Source organism: Aminiphilus sp., from assembly GCF_029975095.1.
Lineage (GTDB): Bacteria > Synergistota > Synergistia > Synergistales > Aminiphilaceae > Aminiphilus.
Genome location: NZ_JARKPW010000221.1, coordinates 1 through 23,250 on the forward strand (window position 1 = coordinate 1; position 23,250 = coordinate 23,250).

Annotated in this window: 16 protein-coding genes; 9 read left to right on the plus strand and 7 right to left on the minus strand. The window is 65.1% G+C overall.

Features of this window, described 5'->3' with window-relative positions; all coding sequences use genetic code 11:
* The 5 genes from Q1K49_RS13520 to Q1K49_RS13540 all read right to left on the minus strand — a co-directional run.
* On the minus strand, positions 1 to 287 hold a 287-nt coding region (locus Q1K49_RS13520; RefSeq protein ID WP_366146075.1), incomplete at its 3' end, for an ATP-binding cassette domain-containing protein.
* A gap of 5 nt (positions 288 to 292) precedes the next feature.
* Positions 293 to 916, minus strand: coding sequence for an ABC transporter permease (locus tag Q1K49_RS13525; protein WP_300526509.1), 624 nt, complete (start codon positions 914 to 916; stop codon positions 293 to 295).
* An 818-nt stretch (positions 917 to 1,734) separates the two neighbouring features.
* Complete coding sequence (locus Q1K49_RS13530) at positions 1,735 to 4,863, minus strand: ligand-binding sensor domain-containing diguanylate cyclase (RefSeq protein WP_300526510.1); 3,129 nt, start codon at positions 4,861 to 4,863, stop codon at positions 1,735 to 1,737.
* 413 nt (positions 4,864 to 5,276) lie between these two features.
* A complete protein-coding gene (locus Q1K49_RS13535; protein ID WP_300526511.1) occupies positions 5,277 to 6,884 on the minus strand; it encodes a DNA methyltransferase in 1,608 nt (535 codons plus the stop codon).
* On the minus strand, positions 6,881 to 11,182 hold the full coding sequence (locus tag Q1K49_RS13540) for a DEAD/DEAH box helicase (RefSeq protein ID WP_300526512.1): 4,302 nt from the start codon (positions 11,180 to 11,182) through the stop codon (positions 6,881 to 6,883). The genes Q1K49_RS13535 and Q1K49_RS13540 overlap by 4 nt, the downstream gene beginning before the upstream one ends.
* 210 nt (positions 11,183 to 11,392) lie before the next feature.
* Here Q1K49_RS13540 and Q1K49_RS13545 point away from each other — a divergent pair, with 210 nt between their 5' ends.
* The 5 genes from Q1K49_RS13545 (at position 11,393) to Q1K49_RS13565 (ending at position 16,198) form a co-directional block, all read left to right on the plus strand.
* Positions 11,393 to 12,136 (plus strand): GntR family transcriptional regulator, encoded by a 744-nt coding sequence (locus Q1K49_RS13545; RefSeq protein WP_300526513.1) that lies wholly within the window; start codon positions 11,393 to 11,395, stop codon positions 12,134 to 12,136.
* 71 nt (positions 12,137 to 12,207) lie between these two features.
* Positions 12,208 to 13,593 carry an N-acetylglucosamine-specific PTS transporter subunit IIBC gene (gene nagE, locus Q1K49_RS13550; RefSeq protein WP_300526514.1) on the plus strand — a complete coding sequence of 462 codons (1,386 nt, stop codon included), beginning with the start codon at positions 12,208 to 12,210 and terminating at the stop codon, positions 13,591 to 13,593.
* A 187-nt stretch (positions 13,594 to 13,780) separates the two neighbouring features.
* Positions 13,781 to 14,944, plus strand: coding sequence for an N-acetylglucosamine-6-phosphate deacetylase (gene nagA, locus Q1K49_RS13555; RefSeq protein ID WP_300526515.1), 1,164 nt, complete (start codon positions 13,781 to 13,783; stop codon positions 14,942 to 14,944).
* Positions 14,916 to 15,644: a glucosamine-6-phosphate deaminase gene (gene nagB, locus Q1K49_RS13560; RefSeq protein WP_300526516.1), complete on the plus strand. Its 729-nt coding sequence runs from the start codon at positions 14,916 to 14,918 to the stop codon at positions 15,642 to 15,644. Before nagA ends, nagB begins: the two co-directional genes overlap by 29 nt.
* Positions 15,645 to 15,712: 68 nt before the next feature.
* A complete protein-coding gene (locus Q1K49_RS13565) occupies positions 15,713 to 16,198 on the plus strand; it encodes a PTS glucose transporter subunit IIA (protein ID WP_300526517.1) in 486 nt (161 codons plus the stop codon).
* Between the two features lie 8 nt (positions 16,199 to 16,206).
* Here Q1K49_RS13565 and Q1K49_RS13570 read toward each other — a convergent pair whose 3' ends face one another.
* Both Q1K49_RS13570 and Q1K49_RS13575 read right to left on the minus strand, forming a co-directional pair.
* On the minus strand, positions 16,207 to 17,097 hold the full coding sequence (locus Q1K49_RS13570) for an alpha/beta hydrolase (protein WP_300526518.1): 891 nt from the start codon (positions 17,095 to 17,097) through the stop codon (positions 16,207 to 16,209).
* Positions 17,098 to 17,432: 335 nt separating this feature from the next.
* Positions 17,433 to 17,990, minus strand: coding sequence for a DJ-1 family glyoxalase III (locus Q1K49_RS13575; protein WP_300526519.1), 558 nt, complete (start codon positions 17,988 to 17,990; stop codon positions 17,433 to 17,435).
* 378 nt (positions 17,991 to 18,368) lie between these two features.
* On the opposite strand from Q1K49_RS13575, the gene Q1K49_RS13580 reads away from it, so the two are divergent.
* The 4 genes from Q1K49_RS13580 to Q1K49_RS13595 form a co-directional block, all read left to right on the plus strand.
* Positions 18,369 to 19,634: an ATP-grasp domain-containing protein gene (locus Q1K49_RS13580; protein ID WP_300526520.1), complete on the plus strand. Its 1,266-nt coding sequence runs from the start codon at positions 18,369 to 18,371 to the stop codon at positions 19,632 to 19,634.
* Between the two features lie 2 nt (positions 19,635 to 19,636).
* Positions 19,637 to 20,875 (plus strand): MFS transporter, encoded by a 1,239-nt coding sequence (locus Q1K49_RS13585; protein ID WP_300526521.1) that lies wholly within the window; start codon positions 19,637 to 19,639, stop codon positions 20,873 to 20,875.
* Between the two features lie 61 nt (positions 20,876 to 20,936).
* Positions 20,937 to 22,523 carry a nickel ABC transporter substrate-binding protein gene (gene nikA / locus Q1K49_RS13590; RefSeq protein ID WP_300526522.1) on the plus strand — a complete coding sequence of 529 codons (1,587 nt, stop codon included), beginning with the start codon at positions 20,937 to 20,939 and terminating at the stop codon, positions 22,521 to 22,523.
* A 76-nt stretch (positions 22,524 to 22,599) separates the two neighbouring features.
* Positions 22,600 to 23,250: ABC transporter permease (locus Q1K49_RS13595; RefSeq protein ID WP_300526523.1), on the plus strand; the 651-nt coding region annotated here is incomplete at its 3' end.

The following is a 23,250-nucleotide window of genomic DNA, read 5'->3' on the forward strand; positions in this document are numbered from 1 at the left end:
GTGGTGGTCTTGCCGCACCCCGAGGGACCGATGAGCACGAGAATCTCTCCTCTGCGGACTTCAAGGTCGAGATTCCGCACCGCCACGACGCCGTTGTCGTACCGTTTCTCCACGCCGACGAAACGGATGAGGGGCGTTTCCTCTCCGTCGCGCACCTTTCCGCCATCGTGCCCGGGCACCGGCGCGACATCCGCCCCGAAAGACGAAAGTGCCGGTCGCTCCTCCGAAACGACTTCGGCGGCATCGGTGCGCTCCACGATCCGAATCTCGTCAATGGTCTTCTCCACGGCCGTCACCCCTTTCCCATGCGGCGTTCCAGCACGCGCTGCAGTCGTCCCAGAAGCAGGTCCGCCAGGAGCGCCAGGGAGGTGGTCGCCAGGGCTCCCGTAACGATCAGATCCCGATTGCTGTTGGCGATGCCCAGCATGATGTACATGCCCAGCCCCCCCGCTCCGATGTAGGCCGCGATGGCCGTCACCCCCACTCCCATGACGAAGGAGGAGCGGATGCCCGCCATGATCACCGGAAAGGCCAGGGGAAGGCTCACGGTGGCGAGAATCCGCCATTTCCCCATGCCGATGCCCCGGGCGGCGTCGATCACCGAACGATCCACGTTGCGGATGCCCGCCACGGTGTTGCGGAGCATGGGGAGCTGCGAGTAGAGAATCATGGCGAGAACCGCGGGCACGGTTCCGATTCCCTTGCCGACGAGGGCCAGCACGGGCATGAGCAGCCCGTAGAGCGCCACGGAGGGAATGGTCATGACCACGCCGTCCACGAAGAGAATCGCTCCGGCCACCCGGGGATGGCCCGACACGACGATCCCCAGGGGAACGGCGATGGCCGCGGCGATGCCCACGGCGGTGCACACGATGACCAGATGTTGCCAGAGGGCGGTGAGGAAGGGTTGCGTCATGGCGATCCTCCGTCCCGGGGCAGTGCCCTTGCGCGTAGGGAACGGGAAAAGTCCGTTCCGCTCCGGAGGGTGCCCGCCGCGCCATGGAAGGGCGGCAACGCGGAGCACCCGGGGTACACTCGTCTGCAAGGCGGAAGAGGGAGAACGCGAAAAAACCGGAAAGGGCGAAAACGGAGCCTTCGTCGCTTTTTCGCCGGTGCGAACCGACGGGTCGCCGCATTTCCGTCAAAGACTAAAATCGCTTTCGGAAGGCGACGTTGCCCTTTGAGACCAGTATAGCATAGCGCTGTCGTATAAAGTATACCGAACCGAACCGAACCAATCCATTCCGCGAAAAACCTATCGGTGCGGGGCGGAGGCGGTTGCGTCGTGCAGAGAGGGCATCCTGATGTTCGGTGGCGAAAGCGGGGGCGTGGGTGGTTGCACCGTTCGGGGAAGAGAATTCTGGTGTTCGGTGGGCTCAAGCGGGATTCTCCGGCTTTTTCCGGAAGCTCCTTGCCGTGTCCGAGCGGCGGCGCCGTGTCAAGGAATCGGCTCGCCTCCGGAACCGCCGAGCCATACGGACGAATTGCGTCACGACGGGCGCAAGCGGGATTCTCCGGCTTTTTCCGGAAGCTCCTTGCCGTGTCCGAGCGGCAGCACCGTGTCAAGGAATCGGCTCGCCTCCGGAACCGCCGAGCCGTGCGGGCGGACCCGCGTCACAACGGGCTCGATGCGAAAAGACCGCCCGTATGGGGAACCCAGCAACGCAGGAGGCGCTCACCGCCGCCCCGGTCGCCGGGTGCTCCAAAAAGGACACCTCCTGCGCACAGAGGGGATCACTCGGGAGGATCGCTCAGCACCACCCGGTCCCGCCCCTCCCGCTTGGCTCGCAACAGCGCCTCGTCGGCGCGGTGCATCAGGTCTTCCGGAGTCCCACCGCGCACTCTCCCCGCCACGCCGAAGCTCATGGAAATCTCCCTGTCGAAGCGCCGTCCCACCTCGGCGAGCCCCCGCCGCAGCCGCTCCATCACCGCCAGGGCCTCGTCGGTCCCCGTCTCGGGCATGAGCAGGGCGAACTCGTCCCCGCCCCACCGGGCGAGAACGTCAGTGCTTCGGATTTCCGCGGAGAGGCTTTCCGCTACGGCGACAAGAACCCGGTCGCCGTAGAGATGTCCCTCCCGGTCGTTCAGCATCTTGAACTGATCGATGTCCCCCAGAGCAAGGGAAAGAGGTCGGTCGAACCGGTCCGCCCGAAAGAATTCCGCGGCGAAGGTCTCGTCGAACTTACGCCGGTTGAAAAGCCCCGTCAGTGTATCCCGGGAGGCGAGAACCGCAAGCTCCCGATTGGCCTGCACCAGTTCGAACGTCCGCTCCCGGACCAGCTCCTCCAGCCGCACTCGCTCTTCCTCCGCCTTCCGCAGCGCCCTGGACTGCCTCCGGGCGGCAAAAGTGTAGACGGAGAGCATGAAGAGGATGCCGCCGAGAACGTAGACTGCGTAGGCGAAGGGCGTCTTCCAGGGGGGAACGCCGATGCGGATGCGATATTCCGCGGCGTCCTCTCCCCACTCTCCCGATCCGTTGGACGCCTTGATCCGGAAGAGATACTCTCCGTCGGGAAGGTTGGTGTATTCCGCCACCCGCCGGTGCCCCACCCGCTTCCAGTCCTCGTCGTACCCCACAAGCCGGTACATGAATTCGATGCGGTCACCCCCGGAGAGATCCACCGGAGAGTACACCAGGGTGAGATCCTTCTCGTGCCAGGCGAGATCGACGGATCCGGCGGTGTTGAGCGTCCAGGCGTCGTTCCGGTTCTCCCCGCGGACGAGGAGCGCGTCGAGCACGACACCCCGGGCAGGAACGCCGCCGTCCGGCTCCTGGGGACGGAAATAGTTGAACCCCGCCACGCCGCCTAAAAAGAGCGTGCCGTCGCCGCTCCGGAAAGAGGCGAAGTTGTTGAACTCCCGGCTCTGCAGTCCGTCGTACTCGTCAAAGGTCCGCACGGCCCCGTCCCTGGGGTTGAATCGAGCAACACCGTTGTTGGTGCTGAGCCACAGCTCCTCCTCCGCGCCGGGAAGCACCGCGTAGATCGTCTCGTTCGGAAGACCTTCCTGAAAACCGTAGTTTCGGATTTTTCCCGTCCCCTTGTCGAGGCGCGAAAGGCCGCCTCCCTGGGTGCCGAGCCAGAAGGCGTCGTCGGTCTCGGCAAAAGCAAAGAGATTGTTCGACCCCAGGCTCTCCGGATCGCCCATGCGGTGGGCCAGCGTGTCGAATCCATCCAGGCCGGGCGTCCAGATGCTCACCCCCGCGGACTCGGAGGAAATCCAGACCCGGCCCTCCCGGTCCTCGAAGAAACGGGTGATATAGTCGCTCACCAGGCTCCTCGGGTCGTCGTCATCGTGGACGAAACGGGTCCATTCGCCCCGGGAATCGCGCCGAAAGACCCCCGCCTCCGTGGCGATCCACTCGTTTCCCCACCGGTCCAGGTGCAGTGCCAGCGTCCGGTCGGACCGGTACCCCTCGGGCAGCTCTCCCGGCGGCACGTAGGAAACGAATCGGTCCTGCGCTCCGTCGTAGACGGCGAGACCGCCGAAGCAGAAGACGAAGAGCCGTCCGTCCGGCGCGCGGTACATCCCCCGCACTCGTGCGGCCAGATTTTTCGGAAAACCGTCGCCCGCGGTGTAGCGCCGGTATCCTCCACTCCGGGGAATCCAGCGGCTCACGCCCTGAAGCGTGGCGACCCAGAGTTCGCCCTTCTCCTCGTCGAGCCAGAACCCGCGGACCATGTTGTCCAGAAGTGAGGCGGAATTCTGCGGGTCCGAACGGACCACGTGGAATTTCTGCCGCTCCGGAGCGAAGACCGACACGCCGTTGTAGTAGGTGCCCACCCACAGGTGGCCGTTTTTGTCCTCGTAGAGCCTGCGCACCGCGTTCCCCGCGAGGGTTCCCGGATATTCGGGGTTTCTCCGGAAATGGAGGATCGGCGTATCCGGGCCGTCGTCCCGAAAAAGCCCCTTGTCGAAGGTCCCGATCCAGAGCGTCCCCCGGGAAGTGCGCTCCACGAGATAGTTGGCCGTCGCCAGCTCCGGATGCCGCCTCGGATAGGGGCGGAACCGCTCCGTGGCGGGATCGAAGAGAAACAGCGCGTCCGTCTCGAAGACGACGAGAATCTCCCGCCCCTCTCCACTGGTGAGGGAGACCACCTGTCGCGACCCATCCAGCGGTGGAAAGAAGACGGAGATCGACTCGTCGGAATTGAGCCGCACGAGCCCCGTGTTGCACCCCATCCAGACCGTTCCCTCCCCGTCCACGAAAAGGCGGTCCACATAGAGGCCGTCCGTGGCGGAAATCCTCCGGACCCGCTCGCGCGCCGCATCGAAAATGTCGAGCCCCCGGTCGGTGGCCACGAGAAGCTCGCCCTTTCCGTTCTCGGCGAGATCCCTCACCTGGTCGGACCGCAGGGAGCGCACGTCGGTCCCTGCGGTGAACCGTTCGAAGGAATCCGAGGCGGGATCGTAGCGATTCAGCCCTCCCTGGAAGGTGCCGATCCACAGGGTCTTCCGGGAGTCCTCGAAAAGTTCCATGATGACGTTGTTCGAGAGGGAGCGGGGATTTCCCTCCTCCCTGCGGTAGACGCGGAATCCGTTGCCGGTGAGGCGGTTCAGTCCGTCCTGGGTGCCTATCCACAGGTGCCCCAGGGAGTCCTGAAGGATGTCCTGCCCCGTGGACTGGGAGAGACCGTCGGAGACGGAAAAGGAGTGAAAGAAGCCGTCGTTCTCGGTGGCGAAGATCCGGGCGGACGCGGAAGACGACGACGGAAGCGGATCGAGAAGGGGAAAAAGCAGGACCGCGAGGGCGGGAAAAAGCCGCATGATGAAAAGAAATTCCGGGAGGCGCACGCCTCGCCGGTCTCCGCTTCCGCTCATGGAAGCGCCCTCGGACTCGATAGGTTGCCTTCGGATTCCCACATACCTCTGCCTCCTCAAGAGACCTTCCGGACGTCAGGGCCGGGTGGAGCCTTGCGCTTCCTCGGGGAAGTTGCCAGGAGTCCGCCTTCGACAGTTCATGCCCGACCGTGTAGCCTTCCAGCAAGTTTGCCATAAAACTCTTTGCGGAACAAGCGGAGCGAACATTCCTGTGACGAAGCGGGGAGAACGTCATCCTTTCAAACAAAACAGGCGAAATGTCATCTGCCGTTCTCTACGGATGCTGAGGCGCGATGTCCTCTTGAGCCTGCAGAAAGCGAAAAAACGGCTCGGGACAGGCCCTGTGGCCGTGTGACATCCAGCCGACGTCAAAACCGACCTGCACTGAGACTCGGCCGGGAAAAGGAGCGCACGAAAGGGAAAAAGAAGCGCCCCCGGAACCGTGCTTGTTTCTGTCAGGGAAGCGGCCCCTCGCCTTTCGCGCCGCCCCTTTCGCACGGTTCGAGCTTGTAGACGCGGAAGCCCAGGTCGGGAGGAGCGCCGCAGCGCTGGAGCGCGCGTTCTCCGCAGCTTTCGGCCGCTTCCCTCTTTTCCGTGCAGTCTGCTCCCTCCGAACGAAGCGGCCCGTTTTCGCCGGAAGAACGTGCGCGGCCGGGGCGTGTCGCGTCTTGAGCCACCGCCCGACCCGCCCGACGGAGCCGCTCCTTGGCGAGTTCCGCGATGGTACGGGGTTTGCCGAGGCGGTCGCAGTAGGCCGCGGCGTTTCGCTGCCCCTTGTTGGCAGGGTCGAGCGGCTCGGGGCTCTGGACGAGCAGGAAATGCCGGTCTCCTTCGCCGAGGGCGTTCTGGGCCAACACGGCGTGCCCCGTCGATCCCGACCCGGCGAAGAAGTCCAGCACCAGATCGCCGGGATCGGTGACCATGGCCACCAGCTCGCGCAGCACCTCCTCGTCCTTGGGGAAATCGAAGCAGTCCCCCCCCATGAGGCGGCGCAGGCGCTTGGTGGCGGCCCGCCCGTCCCGGTAGAAGACGCTGTAGGGGACCTGCTCCTCCCGGTCGGCCAGATAGGACTTGAAACAGGGCACGGCGGTCTCGTCGTCGCCGAAGTGCACCCGGTCCTCGGCGATCCACCGCCGCATCTTCTCGGGATCGCTGGTCATCCACCCCCGGGAGGGGATTTTCACGGGTCTGCCCGTCCGGGGATGGAGCACCTCGAACCGGGGACCTCCGCCGCCGGGCCAGGAGATGTTGTCCGGAAAGTAGAGCCCCCGCGCATCGGCACAGGAGTAGTGGCGGTGGGCCTTGGCGGGAGCCTCGTCGGGAAGGGCGGCGAACCAGGCCTTCATCGCGGCGGTCACGGCGGCGTGATCGCTTCGGAAGCGCCGCCGCAGCTTCCGGTACTGGGCATAGATCTCCTCCAGCCCTCTCTTGCGCTGCCGCCACCGGACACCCAGTTCTTTCAGAAACGCCGCGTCCCGGACGTAGCAGACGATGTACTCGTGGGAGACCGAGAGGAGGCGCGAATCGTTCTTGCGCCCCCCCGCCCAGACCAGGTCGCCCACGAAATTCGCTCCGCCGAGGATCTCGTCCAGAAGCAGCCGCAGGCGGGGATGCTCCCCTTCGTCGCAGGAGACGAAGAGCACCCCCTCCCGGGCCAGAAGGTCCCGGGCCGCGAGAAGCCGCGGATACATCATGGAGAGCCACGCCGCATGGCGCCGCTCCTCCGCCTCCTGCCGGGACGCGCCCTCCGCGCCGCCGTTTCCGCCGCGCCGCGGAGCATTTTTCGGCACCTCTCTCCGGTAGTCGTCGGCGTAGACGAAATCCTTTCCCGTGTTGTAAGGGGGATCGATGTAGACGAGTTTCACCCGGCCCTCGCAGTCCTTCCGGAGGAGCTTGAGCACCTCCAGGTTCTCCCCCTCGATCATGCGGTTCCGTGTGCGCTCCCAGTCCACGCTCTCCTCCGGGCAGGGGCGGAGGTGCCCCGCGGGGGGGACCGCCGCCAGGTCTTTCGCGGCATTCTTGCCGGGCCAGAAGAGGCCGTAGGACTCGCCGGGTCCGCTCACGCGGATTCCTCCCGGAAAAGGGCCACCAGATCCTCCGTGGAGAGGCGCACCGCCGCGTCGGTCCCCTCGAGCAAACCCTCGGCGAGTTCCCGCTTGGTGCGGTGCAGATCGAGAATCTTCTCCTCCACGGTGTCCCTGGCCACCACACGGTAGATCGTGACGGGGCGCTTCTGGCCGATGCGGTGCGCCCGGTCCGAGGCCTGATCCTCCACGGCGGGGTTCCACCAGGGGTCCATGTGGATCACGTAGTCCGCGGCGGTGAGATTGAGCCCCGTGCCGCCCGCCCGAAGGCTGATGAGAAAGACGTCGCCGCTGCCGCTCTGAAAGGCGTCCACGGCGCGGCGGCGCGCCTCCGGAGGCGTTGCGCCGTCCAGGTACTGGTAGGGAATTCCCTCCGAGTCCAGATACTGGCGCAACAGGGCCAGGTGACCCGTGAACTGGCTGAAGACGAGGGCGCGGTGACGGTTCGCCCGGAGGTCCTCCACCAGCTCCGCAAAGGCATCGAGCTTGGCGCTGGGCAGCTCTGTCCCCTCGAGCACGAGCCGGGGATTGCAGCAGGCCCGGCGAAGCCGCATGAGTTCAGCCAGGATGCGGAACCGGCGGTCCCGCTCCTCTCCGGCGTCCTGCTCGATGGTCTCCAGGGCGCGGCGGCGAACCGACTCGTAGAGCGCCCGCTCTTCCTCGGAGAGCTCCACCGTGAGAAGCACTTCTGTCTTCTCCGGCAGCTCCTCCAGCACGGCCTCCTTGGTCCTCCGGAGCAGGAAGGGGGCGAGCAGGCGCCGGAGACGCACCCGGGCGGTGCGGTCCCCCTCTTTCTCGATGGGCGCGGCGAAACGCCGGGCAAAGGACTGGGCGGAGCCGAGCAGGCCGGGGTTGAGAAAGCGGAAGAGGCTCCAGAGCTCCCCCAGGTTGTTCTCCACGGGCGTTCCCGTGGTGGCCATGCGGAAGGAGGCGTTCAGGGAGAACGCCGCGGCGGTGCGCTTCGCCCCGGCGTTCTTGATCGCCTGGGCCTCGTCGAGGATGACCACGTTCCACTGGGGGCGGGAGAGGAGCTTTTCCTCGCCGAGGAGCAGGCCGTAGCTCGTCACCACCACGTCGAAGGGGGCGAGTTCCGCCACGAGACGCTCCCGGTCGTTCCGACGGAAATCGTGCACGCGCAGGGAGGGGGCGAAACGTGCGGCCTCGCTCATCCAGTTGGCCGCCACGGAGGTGGGTGCCACCACGAGGGACGGCCCTAGATGCGCCCGGGAGAGCAACAGTGCCAGGGCCTGGACAGTCTTGCCCAATCCCATGTCGTCCGCGAGGCACGCACCGCCGCCCCAGTGGGCAAGGCGGCAGAGCCAGCGGAAGCCGTCCTGCTGGTAGGGGCGCAGCTCGCCCCGGAACGTGGCGGGAAGCTCCGGAGCGAGCGTGGACGCCTCCCGGAGCAGGTCCATCCGCACCTCCCATGCCTCGTCCTTGACGAGCCCCGGGGTCTCCGCCTCCAGCTCCTCCAGAAACGGCGCCGCCAGGGGCGAGAAGCGCAGATCCTTCCCCTTGACCTCTCCCAAAAGGGCCAGCTCGTCCAGCCGCCGCCGAAACTCCCGGGTGAGGGCGAGAAAGCCTCCCTTGCCCAGGGGAAGAAAGCGTCCCCGGTTTTTCTCCATCAGGTCCAGAAGCTGCCGCAGATCCAGCACGGTCTCCTCGTCCACCTCCACCGTGCCGGAGAGAGCGAACCAGTTCCGTTCTCCCCGGAGGGAGGCCCGGAACTCCTCGTGCCCAACAAGGCGCCGCACTTCCAGGCGTCCCCCCGAGGGCCACTCGACGTTCACCCGGTCGCCCTGTTCCTCCAGTTCGAGAAGGAACTCCAGGCAGTCCTCGGGATCGTCGAAGCGCCACTGATCCGGCGCGAGCTGCTCCCCCCGGTCGAGGGAGGGACAGGATTCCCGGAAGAGCCGGGCCCGCTCCTCCTCGTCGGCGAAGGAGCGCTGCGCCACGCCCCGGGCCTCCTCCCGGAGACCGAAGACGGTGACACCTCCTTTGCCGGCCTTGCAGAGCGGCCCGTCGAGGCCGAGAGGACGGACGAAGAGTTCCACCAGAAAACCCGGCGGAGAGGGAATGAGCTGCACCACCGGACGGGGATCTCCCGGAAGAATCTCCTCCCGGGTCACCACGCCCTCCAGGTCGGTGCGGATTTCCACGAAAGAAGCAAGCTGTGAAAGCGCCGCGGCGAGGCGGGGAAGCGCCCCCGCCGGAAAAAGCGTCCCCTGCCTGCCGAGAAGCTGGGCGAGGTCCAGATGGTGCTGCCGGGGGCGCACAAGGCGGAGCCGGAAGCGGCTTTCCTCGAAGAGGCTCCAGGAGTTCTCCGAGGAGAACCAGGGAACGATCCGCAGGCGGACTCCCTCGTCCGTGCGGGTAGTCTCCAGGCGCGGCTCCGTCGCCACGATCTCCAGCCGCGCCGAGGGGTCGTCGCTCCGGAAGAGCAGGGGATGTCCCTGGAGCGCCTCCAGCGCCCGGGAAAGATCGAAGTCGTAGGTGGAACCGACGCCGAAGGGGGTGTAGTACTTGTTTTCCTCAAGGCTGTCGCAGACGCGGTGATCCTGAAGCGTCAGGTAGGGAACGCTCTTTCGATCCCGGGAGAGCCGCTTGAGCGCCACCTTGCGCCCCTTGCTCCAGGTCCGCCCCCGGGAGGATTGCTCCAGGGGCTCGATCTGCACGGCAAGCCCCCCTGTGAGCGACGAGGACTTCAGAATCAGATGCCACGCGAGGCGCTTGGACGCCGCCCGTTTCTCACCCTCCTCCGTCTCTCCCGCCCCCGTCGCCACCTGTTCCAGCCCGGAGAGCGCCATCTCCCAGGAAGAACGGCGCTTCCAGAGCCTCACCAGGCGGAAACCTTCTTCCATCGGCGGCACGCCCTCCATCGATCCGTCGTATCCGAGAGCCCGCAGTGCCGCCGCGCACTCGCCCCCGAGCCACGCATAGCCGCAGGCGAAGAGCTTCTTCGTCAGCCTCTCCAGAAAAGCAAGGTACTCCTCGGAAACGCCCACTCCGGTCCAGGCGGCGCCGATGGCGAGAAACAGGCTTTCGATGGGGTGAAGGTCCCCCTCTCGCACGCGCTCCTTCTCCATCCGCCGCGCCTCCGCCGCCAGCAGAGACGCCAGCAGTTCCCCGGGCTTCTCCGCCCTGGCGGACTCCCCCTGCTCCGGGGCAAAGACAGGCTCGGCGGGGCGCAGGAAGAAGGCCGCCGTCACCGCAGCGATGAAAGAGGCGCCTGAGAAAGGAACGTTGCCGGACGCCTCCTGGCAGGCCACGCCGTAGTCGTAGGCGCGCCCCAGGCTTGCCCTGTCGCCGCAGGCGATGCGCGCCAGGGGATAGAAAAGGGCGAAGAGAAAAGGAAGGGGACCTTTTTTCCCCTTCGGGAAAAATTCTTCCAGAGCCTGCTCGTACCGGGCCGCCGCCGCCGCGGCACTGCCCTCCTCCGTCAGGATCCGCAGCGCCGCGAAGGAACCGGCCCAGGCGAGAAGTTCTCCCGGAAGGGGTGACGGCAGTTCCCCGAAACGCGCACGCGCCTCCTCCACCGCCTCTCGGTCGCCCCGGAGAACCCCCTCGATGGCGACGAGGGAGATGAGGAAGGAAGACCCCGGATATTTTTGCAGCGCGGCGCGCAGAAAGGAAAGCAGCGTGGGAAGCGGCCGAAGAAACCGCAGCGCGTCCGAGGTGAAAAACCCCGCCAGCATGTTGACGGCGCGTTCGGACAGCCCCAGAAAAAAGGGGAGATTTTCCGGAACGGCCAGAAGAGCGTACACGAGCGACGCCGGGGCCGTCCGTTCGCCGTCCGAAAGCCTCGGCCCCTTGACAAGGCGGAGGAACGTCTCCTCTTCGCCGCCGAAGAGGGCGTAGCGCAAGCCCCGGGCAAGGTCATCCGCGTTCTCGTACACTTCCTGGCCGAAGCGGAGCGGAACGGGCACGACGCGGCGCACCGCGTAGAGCAGCTGCGTCAGCTCCTTCCGCGACACCGCATCACGGAAGGCCGTGTCCACAAGCTCGGGAGCGCACCGCCACCGGAGCTTGCCCGCATCCTGCAGGATTCCCTTCGACACCAGGCTCTTGATCAGGCGCTGGGGCGCCCGCAACACGCCGGTCCGGGCAAATGTCTCGGGAAACGCGAAGCCGAAGAATTTCGAGAACCCCGCCTCGTTCAGCGGAACATACGCCACCGCCGCGGAGCGCACCACCAGTTTTTCGGGCTCGTCCAGGGCGGCGTACCGCGCCTCCGCCCCCCTGTCCGTCCTCGTGTCCTGAGCCTCTCTCTCGTTCATCCGGGTCCCCCCGCGTTCGCAAAGATGGGCGTCTCCGGGGGCGCCCGCCCGGCCGAAGACACAAGAGCGCGTGGAGAAAGGCCTCCCCCGCCCTGTTTTTTCAGTATACCCCAGAGACGCCCGCAAAGGGGTTGCCTCCCCGGACCTCAAGTGGTATAGTCCACATGTCAACAAGACGACATGTCCAAAAACCCAAGAGCCCTCCGGGAGATGATTTTCCTGCGCAAACTGGACAAGAACAGCCCGATCCCGCTCTACTACCAGATCAAGGAAGCGCTCCAGGAGATGATCGACAACGGCGAACTCTCCCCGGGGGATCCCGTCCCCTCGGAGCGCGATCTCTGCGAGCGCTTCGCCATCAGCCGCATGACCGCGGGCAAGGCCGTCACGGCCCTGGTGAACGAGGGCGTCCTCTACCGGGAGCGGGGACGGGGGACGTTCGTGGCCCATCCCAAATCGGCCTGCACGTCCTCCCATCTGGCGGGGTTTTCCGACAATATCCGCGCCGCCGGCCTGGCGTCGCGGACGAAAATCCTCCTCTTCGAACGCGAGGAGGCGTCCCGGACCATTCGCGAGGCCCTGGAGATCGGCTCCGGAGAGGGAACGGTCTTCAACATCCTTCGCCTCCGCTTCGTGGAGGAGGAACCCTTCTCGCTGGAAAACGTCTGGATTCCCGCGTGCCGTTTTCCGGAATTCTCCCGGGAACTTCTGGAGGGGAAATCCCTCTACGCGCTCATGCGGACCCGTTTCGGCGTGCAGCTCTCTCACGCGCGGCAGACCATCGAGCCCGTGCTCTGCTCCGATTTCGAGGCGGAGCACCTGGACCTCGCCCCGGGGACGCCCCTCCTGCTCTTCCGGCGGGTCGCCTACGCAGCCCCGAAAACGCCGGTGGAGTACTCCAAGTGCATCTATCGGGGAAAGCGCTTCAAGTACGAGGTCTCCTTCGGGATTTAGGCATCCCGGAACGGTGAAAACGTTTACCGGAAGCCAGGGATTCAAAATTCCACGAAAAGAGGGTGCGACAAATGCTCGGAAGTCTGCAGAAACTCGGCAAGGCGTTGATGCTTCCCGTGGCGGTGCTCCCCGCGGCGGCGCTGCTTTTGCGGCTGGGGGCGGGAGACGTGCTCGACATACCCTTCGTCATGCAGGCGGGCGCGGCGATCTTCGACAACCTGGCCCTGCTCTTCGCCATCGGCGTGGCGGTGGGCATCGCCTTTGATGGCGGCGGTGCGGCGGCCCTCGCGGGGGCCGTGGGATACCTGACGCTCACCAAGGCCGTGGTGACCATCAACGACACGATCAACATGGGCGTTCTGGCGGGAATTCTCTCCGGCGTCGTGGGAGGACTGCTCTACAACAAGTACCACAACATCAAGCTTCCGGACTTCCTGGGCTTTTTCGGCGGGAAGCGCTTCGTCCCCATCGCCGCGTCGGGCGTCAGCATCGCTCTGGCCCTCGTCTTCGGCTACATCTGGCCTCCCATCCAGCAGGTCATCCACGGCGTGGGCGAGTGGATCGTCGGCGCGGGCATCCTGGGCGCCTTCGTCTTCGGCACCCTGAACCGCCTGCTGCTGCCGGTGGGGCTGCACCACGTCCTCAACAGTCTGGTGTGGTTCGTCTTCGGCTCCTACACGGACGCGGCGGGCAAGGTGGTGACGGGGGATCTGCATCGCTACTTCGCGGGCGACCCCACGGCGGGAACCTTCATGACCGGGTTCTTTCCCATCATGATGTTCGCCCTTCCCGCGGCGGCCCTCGCCATGTACACCACCTCCCGGTCGGCGAACCGCAAGGCCGTGGCGGGCATTCTGCTCAGCGTGGCGCTCACCTCCTTCCTCACGGGCATCACCGAGCCCATCGAGTTCGCCTTCATGTTCCTCGCCCCCGTCCTCTACGTGGCCCACTCGGTGCTGACGGGACTTTCCCTTGCGGTGTGCGAACTTCTGGGGATCCATCACGGATTCGGCTTCTCCGCGGGAGCCATCGACTACGTGCTCAACTACGGCCTCTCCACGAAGGGGTGGATGCTTCTCCCCCTCGGTCTCGTCTTCGCCGCGCTCTACTATTTTCTCTTCGTGCTCATCATCCGCGCCATGAACCTGCCCACGCCGGGGCGCGAGGCGGACGCGACGGGCATGACCGCGAAGGCCTCCTCCATGGAGGATCTGGCGGAACTCGCCGCGGCCTACATGGCCAGGCTCGGCGGACCGGAGAACGTGGAACAGATCGACGCCTGCATCACCAGGCTCCGCCTCACCCTGAAGGACGGCACCGTCGTTGAGGAGGCGGCGATCAAGGCACTCGGCGCGACGGGGCTCGTCCGCCCGAGTGCGAAGGTGATGCAGATCGTCATCGGCACCAAGGCGGAGCTGCTCGCGGACGCCATGAGACGCCATCTGAAGAAACGGTGAGACGCGCAGACGCCTCTCCCCGGGCGGTCTCGCCGCCCATCGGAGCGTCGGCCCCCGAAAATCACCGCTCCGGCGCGGCAAAAAACAAGCGCTTCGGCCCCCCGGACACGCAGGTATCGCGGCGGGGCCGAAGCGGAGACACGTCGGCGAAAAGCCTCATCGCCACGGAGAGGGAGGAGGAAACGCCATGAAGGCCCTCAGAGGCGGCAAGATCCTTACGGGCAGAACCTGGTGCGAGGGAAAGGCGCTTCTCTTCGACGACCGCATCAGGGACATCGTGCCGGAAGGCGCGGTTCCCTCCGACGTGGAGAGTGTCACCGAGGCGGAGGGCGCCTGGGTCGCCCCGGGGTTTCTGGACATCCACGTCCACGGCGTTTGCGGCGCCGACACCATGGATGCCTCCTCCGCCTCACTGGAACGCATCGCCGAAGCGCTCACCGCCCACGGCGTGACCGCCTTCTGCCCCACCACCATGACCATGGACGAGCCCCATATCGACGCGGCACTCCAGGCGGTGCACACCGCCATGACCACGCCGCCGCGACGCGGCGCCCGGGTGCTCGGGGCGCACCTGGAGGGTCCCTTTCTCAGCCGCAGCCGCTGCGGCGCTCAGGACGGCACCTTCGTGCGGCGCCCCGATCCGGATTTTGTCCGGCGCCGGCAGCAGGCACTGCGCCTCGTCACCTTCGCTCCCGAAGAGGACGAGGAGTGGCGTTTTCTTGATGCATTGCGGGAAACGGCAATCGTTCCCTCCCTGGGGCACTCCTCCGCCACCTACGAGCGGGCCATGGAGGCATTCCGCCGCGGCGCCAGGAGCGCCACCCACCTCTTCAACGGCATGGTTCCCTTTCACCACCGCAGGCCCGGACTGCCCGGGGCCGCCCTCGACGCGGACGTCACCTGCGAACTCATCGCCGACGGCGTCCACACCCACCCCGCAGTCTTCCGGCTCGTTCTGGCCATGAAAGGAAAGGACCGGCTCGTGCTCGTCTCCGACGCCATGCGCGGCTCCTGTCTCGGCGAGGGGACATGGGACCTGGGAGGACAGACCGTGACGGTCCGCGGCGAGGAGGCGACGCTTCCCGACGGCACCATTGCGGGAAGCATTCTGACCCTCGATCGGGCGCTTCGGAACTTCGCCGCCGAGACGGGACTTCCCCTCTGGGAGGCGGTGCGGCTCGTCTCCGGGAACCCCGCCCGCCTTCTGGGAGAGAAGGACCGCGGGCGCATCGAGCCGGGCTGTCGGGCGGATTTCGTCCTCCTCGACGAGTCCTGGCGAGTGCGAAAAACCTTCGTTGCAGGAGAGGAGGTTTTCGACGACCATGCGCGTCGTGACTGCACGGGATTATGACCAGATGAGCCGCAAGGCCTCCTACATCGTGGCGAGCCGGGTGATCCTGAACCCCCGGTGCGTGCTCGGCCTCGCCACGGGGGACACGCCGAAGGGACTCTACCGGGAACTGGTGCGGCTTCACCAGGCCGGGGACGTGGATTTCTCCGGCGTCACCACCTTCAACCTCGACGAATACGTCGGGCTCTCCCCGGAGCATCCCGACAGCTACCACAGCTACATGGAGGAGCACTTCTTCCGATTCGTCCCCATTCCCCCCGGGCAGCGCCACATTCCGCGGGGGGACGCACCGGACATCGCCGCTGAATGCGAGCGCTACGAAGAAGCGATCCGCAGCGCAGGAGGAGTGGATCTCCAGATTCTCGGCCTCGGCAGAGACGGCCACATCGGCTTCAACGAACCGGACGTGAAGTTTGAAAAGGGAACCCACGTGGTTCGGCTGGCGCCGAGCACCATCGAGGCGAACGCCCGCTTCTTCGCCTCCGCCGGGGAGGTTCCCCAAAGCGCCGTCAGTATGGGCATCAAGACCATCATGAGCGCCCGGCGCCTTCTCCTCCTCGCCTCGGGGCCGGAAAAAGCCGAGGCCATCCGGGGCGCCGTTCTCGGAGCCGTGACGCCGGATCTTCCCGCATCGGTGCTGCAGCTCCACCCGAACGCCACGGTCATCGTCGACGACGATGCCGCATCGCTGCTCTTCTGAGTGCGCACGCAAGGAACAGCGAACGGACGTAAACGGAAAGGGAGACGGGACGAACGGGAGGAATCGGCATGCTCGGCTTCGGGAAAAAACGCGTTATCCTGCTGGCGCCCATTTCAGGACGGGTCGTTCCCCTGGAGGAGGTGCCCGATCCGGTCTTCGCGGAACGCATGGCCGGAGACGGCGTCGCCATCGAGCCCGATCCCGCCGGTGGCGGCATGGTGGTGGCTCCCTGCGCGGGCGAACTCGTAGCGCTCTTCGCCACGGGACACGCCTTCGGCATCCGGACACCCGAGGGTGTCGAAGTGCTCGTTCATATCGGCGTCGAGACCGTGACGCTTCGGGGGGAGGGTTTTGTCCGCCTCGCCGCCGAGGGAGACCGGGTCGCAACGGGCAATCCCATCGTCCGCTGCGATTTCGACGCAATTCGGACCAGGGCGCCCTCCGCGCTCTCTCCCGTCCTGGTGACGAACATGGCCCTGGTGACGTCCTTTTCAGCCGCCTCGGGAACCGTGACGGCCGGAAAGGACGTGCTCCTCACCCTGGATCTCGCCTGACGCACCTCCTAGCGGAGGTCCTTCAGAAACGCGTCGATGCGGGCGTTCACCTCGTCGGGTTTCTCCATCATGAAAAAATGGTCCGACTTCTCCACGACCTCGTAACGGAGATCCGAAAAGAGCGTCCGCAGGTTCCCCTCGATTTCGGGCTCCAAAGCGACACTGGCGTCGGCATAGACGGCGAGCGCCGGCGCAGTCACCGCAGGAAGCCCGACCCAGTTGTCGAGATTCGTGAAATCCTCCATGGCCCGCCTCGCCACAAGGGGTGACGTACCGGCTCTCACGGAGAGAACCGCCTTCCGGGTCTCCTCGGAGGTCTCCGGGAGAAACATTCCGCTCATGAAGGCACGCACGTTTTCGTCATGGGACACGCCGCCGAAGGCCGACGCGATGCCGGCGTAGTCGGTCTGCATGGCCCGGCGCGCCTCCTCGTCCTCGGGGGGAAACACGAAGGCGCCATCGATGATGATCACCGCTGCCGTGCGCTCGGGAAAGCGTTCGGCAAATCTCCGGCAGATCGCTCCACCGAGGCTGTGCCCCACGAGAACCGCCCGGTCGATCCCCGCCGCAGTCATCACATCCGCCACGGCAGCGGCAAAGATGTCGACGGAATAGGACGCGTCGGGGGCGCTGCTCGCCCCGTGCCCCGGAAGGTCCAGCGCGAGAACGCGGCGTTCCTTCGCAAAGAACTCCGTCTGGTGTTGCCAGCTTGTGTGATCGCAGGTCCAGCCGTGCACGAATACGAGGGGAACGCCGTCATCCCCCGCCTCGAACCAGGCCACGTCGAAGGGGCCGGACGCCGTGCGGTGTTCCGAAAGTGCGACAGCAAACGCCGCAAGAGGCGCAAGAACAAGAACGCAAACACCCAGAACCAACAGGAAACAAAGGCGTCTCTTCATGCGATGTTCCCTCTCCTTTCCTTGTCTCCTCACTCGCTGTGCGAGGCCGCTCCGCACGTACGCCCACCAGGGCACACCCGAAGCCCGAAGGGACATCGTATGGACCGGGGAGGCCAAGACACGTCTCTCCGCCGCAGGGAAGATGGAGCGGGAAGACGTGCGCAGCACCGCCGGGCGAGACGGAAAACACAAACGCGCCGGGTCCATCACGGACAGACAACCCGGAGGGCACCTTCGCGACGGTCGCGCACGGCACCCCCCACCGGACCATCCCTCGGAAAATCGGACCGTCCCCGGGACTCCCGGAGGAACAGGTCCCTCCCCGGCCCTTCACCTCACGCCCGTTTCACCAGCATCGCCGCCGCCAGCTCGTCCGCCTTCGCCTCGCCCAAGAGAAACGCCACGAGGGCGAGGGCGAACTCCATGGCCGCCCCCGGCGCCGCGCCGGTCACGAGCTTTTCCCCGACGCAGACCCGTTCCTCCGTGCGGTTCGCCGGATCGAGCCGCTCCCGGAAAGTGGGATAGCAGGCAGTCTTCTCGCTCCCGAGATAGCCCAGGGCATGAAGAACCACCGCTGGAGCGGCGCAGATCGCCCCCAGAGGGCGCCCCGCCTCGGTATGCCGCCGCAACAGCGCCTGCAACGGTTTGGATGCCACCAGATTCGCCGCCCCGGGCATGCCGCCGGGAAGGACGATCATATCGAAATCCCGATCCGCACAGGCCGCGAGGGTCGTCTCCGCGGCGACCCGCACACCGTGGGCTCCCCGCACCGCATGGTCGTCCGCCGATGCCGTCACCACATCGATGCCGGCCCGGCGCAGCACGTCGATGACGGTGATCGCCTCGATCTCCTCGAACCCCTCCGCGAGAGGAACAAGAACCACTTTGCTCATCTTCACCGCCTCCTCGTCACGAGTGTTTCGAGGAGAAGCATACTCCCAACCATGACGGCCGTCAAAACGGCCTCGGAAGAGGCGCATTGCAAGGTGCCGCCGTTTTCCGTCACGACGTGCACCACGATGAGGCAGGCACCTGGAGTACGCCGGACGCACGTTCCTCCGCCGATTTTCCGCCTGCCCAGGACCTGCCGCAAAAAATGCAGGGTCGAAGCATGAGGCGCGCCCTTGACAAAGCCGCAAAGGCACGCTATAAGTTAGATCCATCAAACTAAACCGCTCTCGTGAAAAATCTCGTGAATCATCTTGGACAAAAGCATTTTGGATGATTTTTTTATATATTTTTGTAAAATTTTTGCACGGAAAGAGGTTCTCATGAAAAAACTTCTGATGATCGAAAGCTGGTGTTTCGCCTCGGGAATACTGTTGCCCCGGAAAATACGGGAGATGGGACACGGCTTCGTCCTCGTGACCCGAGATCCGGAGTTCTACCACAGATACGCTCCCTCGGGGGAACGGCATCCCGTGGTGGCATTGGCGGACGACGTGGTCGTCTGCGACACGAACAACCTTTCCGCGCTGACGGATGCGTGCCGGGAGGTCTGCGGCGGGTTCCGCCCAGACGGCGTGATCACGAGCTGCGACTACTACATCGGCGCAGCCGCGGAAGTGGCCGCGAACATCGGCCTGCCCTCCGCTCCGCCCCGGGCCGTCTCCCGCGCCGTGAACAAATACCTGATGCGTTGCGCCCACGGAGAGGCGGGACTGCCCTCTCCTCGCTTTTTCCTCGCCCTTGCCGCGGATGATGCGGCGGCGGCCGCCGCGACGACGGGCCTGCCCGCCGTGGTGAAGCCGGCGGACATGAACGGCAGCACCCTGGTTCGGAAGGTGGAGAGCGTGGAGGAGCTGCGGGAGGCCATCGCCGCCGTCCTCGCCCTGCCGGAAAATTCAAGGGGACAGAAGCGGTTCGAAGGGGCGCTGGTGGAAGAATTTCTTCCGGGGGAGGAGTTCAGCGCGGAGTGTGCCGTACGGAACGGACGGGTACACGTTCTGGGCATGACGGACAAACGACTGGGTGGCCGGTGCACCGTGGTGGAGGCGGGACACATGTTCCCCGCACGGATTCCGGAGGAAACGGAGCGGTGCGCCGCGGACTTCGTGGAGGCGGCGCTCCTGGGCATCGGATACGACAACGGTGTCGCCCACGTGGAGTTCCGCGTCACGCCCGAGGGTCCCCGCATCATCGAAATCAACCCGCGTATCGGAGGAAATTACATCTCGGAACTCGTGGAACGGGTGACGGGCGTCAGCCCGCTGACCCAGATGGTGCAGCTCGCCCTCGGAGAGGCCCCCGACCTCGCGGCGGAGGGAACGGAACACCCGCGGAGTGCCGCCGTGGCCTTCGTCCTGCCGGAACGTGCGGGAATCCTGTCCGGATGGGACGGCGAGGAAGACATGGCGTCAAGTCCCGGCGTGGTGCGCTCCTTTCTCGCCCCGGCGGGGACGGCGGCGACGAATCCGGACGACAACGACTGCTACCTCGGCTATGTGATCGCCCAGGACATGCACGCCCGGAACGCGGGAGATCTGGCATCCCGGGCGGTGCGCGCCCTCCGGCCTCGCATCGTGCCGCACGCCTGATCATGGCCGGAAAGAACACGCCCGCCGGAAGAGGATTCGTCCCGTTCGTCCTCCAGCTCTCCGCACCCGTGAAGGTGCTCCTCCTGAACAATCTGGGGTTCAATCTGGGGTTCTACATGCTCCTGCCCTACCTCACGACGCACCTCACCGACGGTCTGGGATATACCGCAGGCTTCGCCGGATTCATCGCGGGACTGAGGATGCTGAGCCAACAGGGGCTCTTTCTCGTGGGCGGAACGCTGGCCGACCGGTTCAACTACCAGACGGTCATCATGACCGGATGCGCACTCCGGGTGGCGGGATTCGCCCTCTTCGCCGTGGTGGTTCACCCCTTCGGCGTGGTTGCGGCGGCCTTTCTCACGGGATTCGCCAGTGCGCTCTTCTCCCCCGCCTACCAGGCGCTCGTAGCCCGCTTGACCGAGGGTGAAGCGGAACGGGAGCGGATCTACGCACTGCAGAACGTGACCACCGAAGCCGGCGCCTTCGGCGGGCCGCTGATCGGACTGGCACTCCTCCGCCACGGATTCGGTGCACTGTGCACCGTGGCCTCCGGCGTCTTTTTCGCGCTCCTCCTGTTGCAATGGGCGTATCTGCCCCGCCTGGAGGGCTCCGAACACGCCTCTCCCCTGCCGGTGTGGGACGACTGGAAGAAGGTGTTCGGCCACGGGAACTTCATGCTCTTTTCGTTCCTCATGTCGGTGTACTATCTCATGTTCAACCAACTGTACGTGCTGCTGCCCCTGAGCTCCCCGGACAGCGGCTCGGTGGCGGGAGTATTCACACTCTCGGCAGTGCTTGGGATCACCCTTCAGATGCCCGTCTCCGCGCTCGCGGTGCGCTTTCTTTCGCGCTCCGCCCGTCTGGGAGTGGGACTGGGACTCATGTCCCTCGCGTTTCTCTTTCTGCTGCCCGATCTCGGGAGCCTGTTCGGGCTGTCCCTCGGTTCCCTGCTCACCTCGGCCGTTCTCACCGTCGGCACACTCGTGGTGTTTCCACCGGCCATCAGCATGGTTCCCGAACTCGGAGGCGAGCGACGGCAGGGAGTGTGCTTCGGCGTGTTCTATCTGTTCGCCGGCATCGCCGGGGCAACGGGAGGCGGCACGACTGCCTGGCTGTGGCAGCGAAGTCCGGTTTTTCTCGTGACCGCCCTGACATTCACGGGGCTTTGCTTCTCGTTTCTTCTGTGGCTTCACTCCCGCTCGATGGAATGCCGTCCGTGCGAACAACGGCGAACGGCGTAACGAGGGCGGAAAGACCGGGGGATCCCCGGACCGTACATCCATTTTCTCAAGGAGGTTGTGTGTGTTGCGAAGAATTCTGTTGTGCCTGTTTCTCTGCCTTGCGCTCCTCGGAGCGGCGGCCGTTTTCCTTCCCCATGCGTCGGCGGCGACCGGCGACGACGAAACACTGGTCTACGTGAATTTCCGGGATATCCGGGATCTGAATCCCCATCTGTACGCGGGGGAACTCTACGCGCAGAACCTGCTCTACGAGTCTCTCGTCAGGATCACCGAAAAGGGGATCGAACCGTGGCTGGCGGAAAAATGGGACATTTCCGAGGACGGAAGAGTCTACACGTTCTTCCTGCGAAAGGATGTCTTCTTCACGGACGGAGAGAAATTCAACGCCGCGGCGGCGAAGGCGAACTTCGACGCGGTGCTCGACAACGCCGCACGCCACGGCTGGCTCGAAATGGTGCGCCTGATGGACAAGGTGGAAATCGTGGACGACTACACGCTCAGGATCAGCCTTAAGGAACCGTACTTTCCCATGCTGATCGAACTCGGCGTCACCCGTCCCATGCGCTTCATCTCTCCGCAATGCATGAAGAACGGCACGACCAAGGACGGCGTCACCGGGCTCGTGGGAACCGGCGCCTACATTCTCGCCGAGAACGTGGTCGAACAGAAGGCCACGTACGTGCGAAACCAGAAATACTGGGGAGAAAAACCCGCGATACGGAAGATCGAGGTCCGGGTGATTCCCGACAACCAGACCCGCATTCTCGCCCTCGAGAAGGGAGAAATCGATCTCATCTACGGCAAGAACATGATCGACGCCGAGACCATGGAAAAATTCTCCGCGATGAAGGGGTTCAAGACCATCCTCTCCGAGCCGGTGTCCACCCGGATGCTGCTGCTCAACACGACCAGAGGAGCCCTGCAGGACGTGAAGGTGCGGCAGGCGCTGCAGCACGCCGTCGACAAAGTGACGATCTCCGAGGGACTCTTCCACGGGATCGAGAGCCCGGCGGACTTTCTGCTCGCGAAGACCGTTCCCTACTGCGACGTGGATCTGAAGCCCTACGCGTATTCTCCGGAAGAAGCGGCGCGGATCCTCGACGAAGCCGGGTGGAAAAGGGAGAAGGGACAGAAGATCCGGACCCGGGATGGAGTTCCTCTCCAGATCACCATTCTCTACAACAGCAACAGCGTGCCGGAAAAGACCATTGCCGAGTACCTTCAGAGCGAATGGTCGGAACTCGGCATCGATCTGAAGATCCTGGGCGAAGAGGAACAGTCCTACCGGGATCGCCAGAAGGCCGGCGACTTCGACATAGTGTTCAACATCTCCTGGGGCACGCCCTACGACCCCCAGTCCTCCCTCAGCGCCATGCGGACAGTGGTCTACGGAGACTACGCGGCGCAGTTGGGACTGAAGGAGAAGGCCAAGCTGGACGAGAGCATCCTGAAGGCTCTCGTGAGCACCGACATGAAGGAGCGCCGGGAGCTGTTCTCGTATATTCTCACGACACTCCACGAGGAAGCCGTCTACATTCCTCTGACCTACGAGCGAAATCGCGCAGTGTTCCGCGAGCGGGTGCGGAATGTGACGTTCAATCCGTCGCAGTTCGAAGTCCCCTTCGAAAAGATGTCCCTCGGGGAATGACACCCCGGCACGTGAGGAAGGACACCGCCGCCCCCGGCCACCGGGGGCGGCATCCGAAACGAGGAGCCGCACCGAGATGAAAGCCTACATCGCAAAGAGAATTCTCGTCTCCATACCGCTGCTGTTCGGCATTTCCTTCATCGCCTTCGTCCTGGTGAACCTGATTCCGGTGGATCCCGCGGAAGTGATCCTTCGGATCAGCGATGTCTATCCCACGGAAGAGGCCGTGACCGAAATGAGGGAGCAGCTCGGGCTGAACGATCCTTTTCTGGTCAGGTACGGAAAGTGGCTCTCGAAAAGCCTCCGTTTCGACTTCGGCGCCACCTTCACCAACAACAACCGGACCGTGGCGGGAGAAATCGCCCGGTCACTCCCGGCGACTCTCGAACTGGCGGGCGCCGCACTGGCCATCGTGGTCGTCGTCAGCCTCGCGGCGGGGATAAGCTGTGCCCTGTGGCGCAATTCCCTCTTCGACCGTGCGATGCGCCTGCTGGTCTTCGTGGGTACGGCCATGCCCAACTACTGGGTCGGGCTGCTGCTCATGTGGCTTTTCGCCCTGAAGCTCGACGTGCTCCCCACAAGCGGCACCGGCGGCATGAAACACCTGATCCTTCCCGCGGTCACGCTGTCGCTGACCTACATCTCCACGTACATCCGGCTCATACGGAACAACATGATCGAGAACATGAACGAGGAGTACGTTCTCTACGCCGACGCCCGCGGGCTG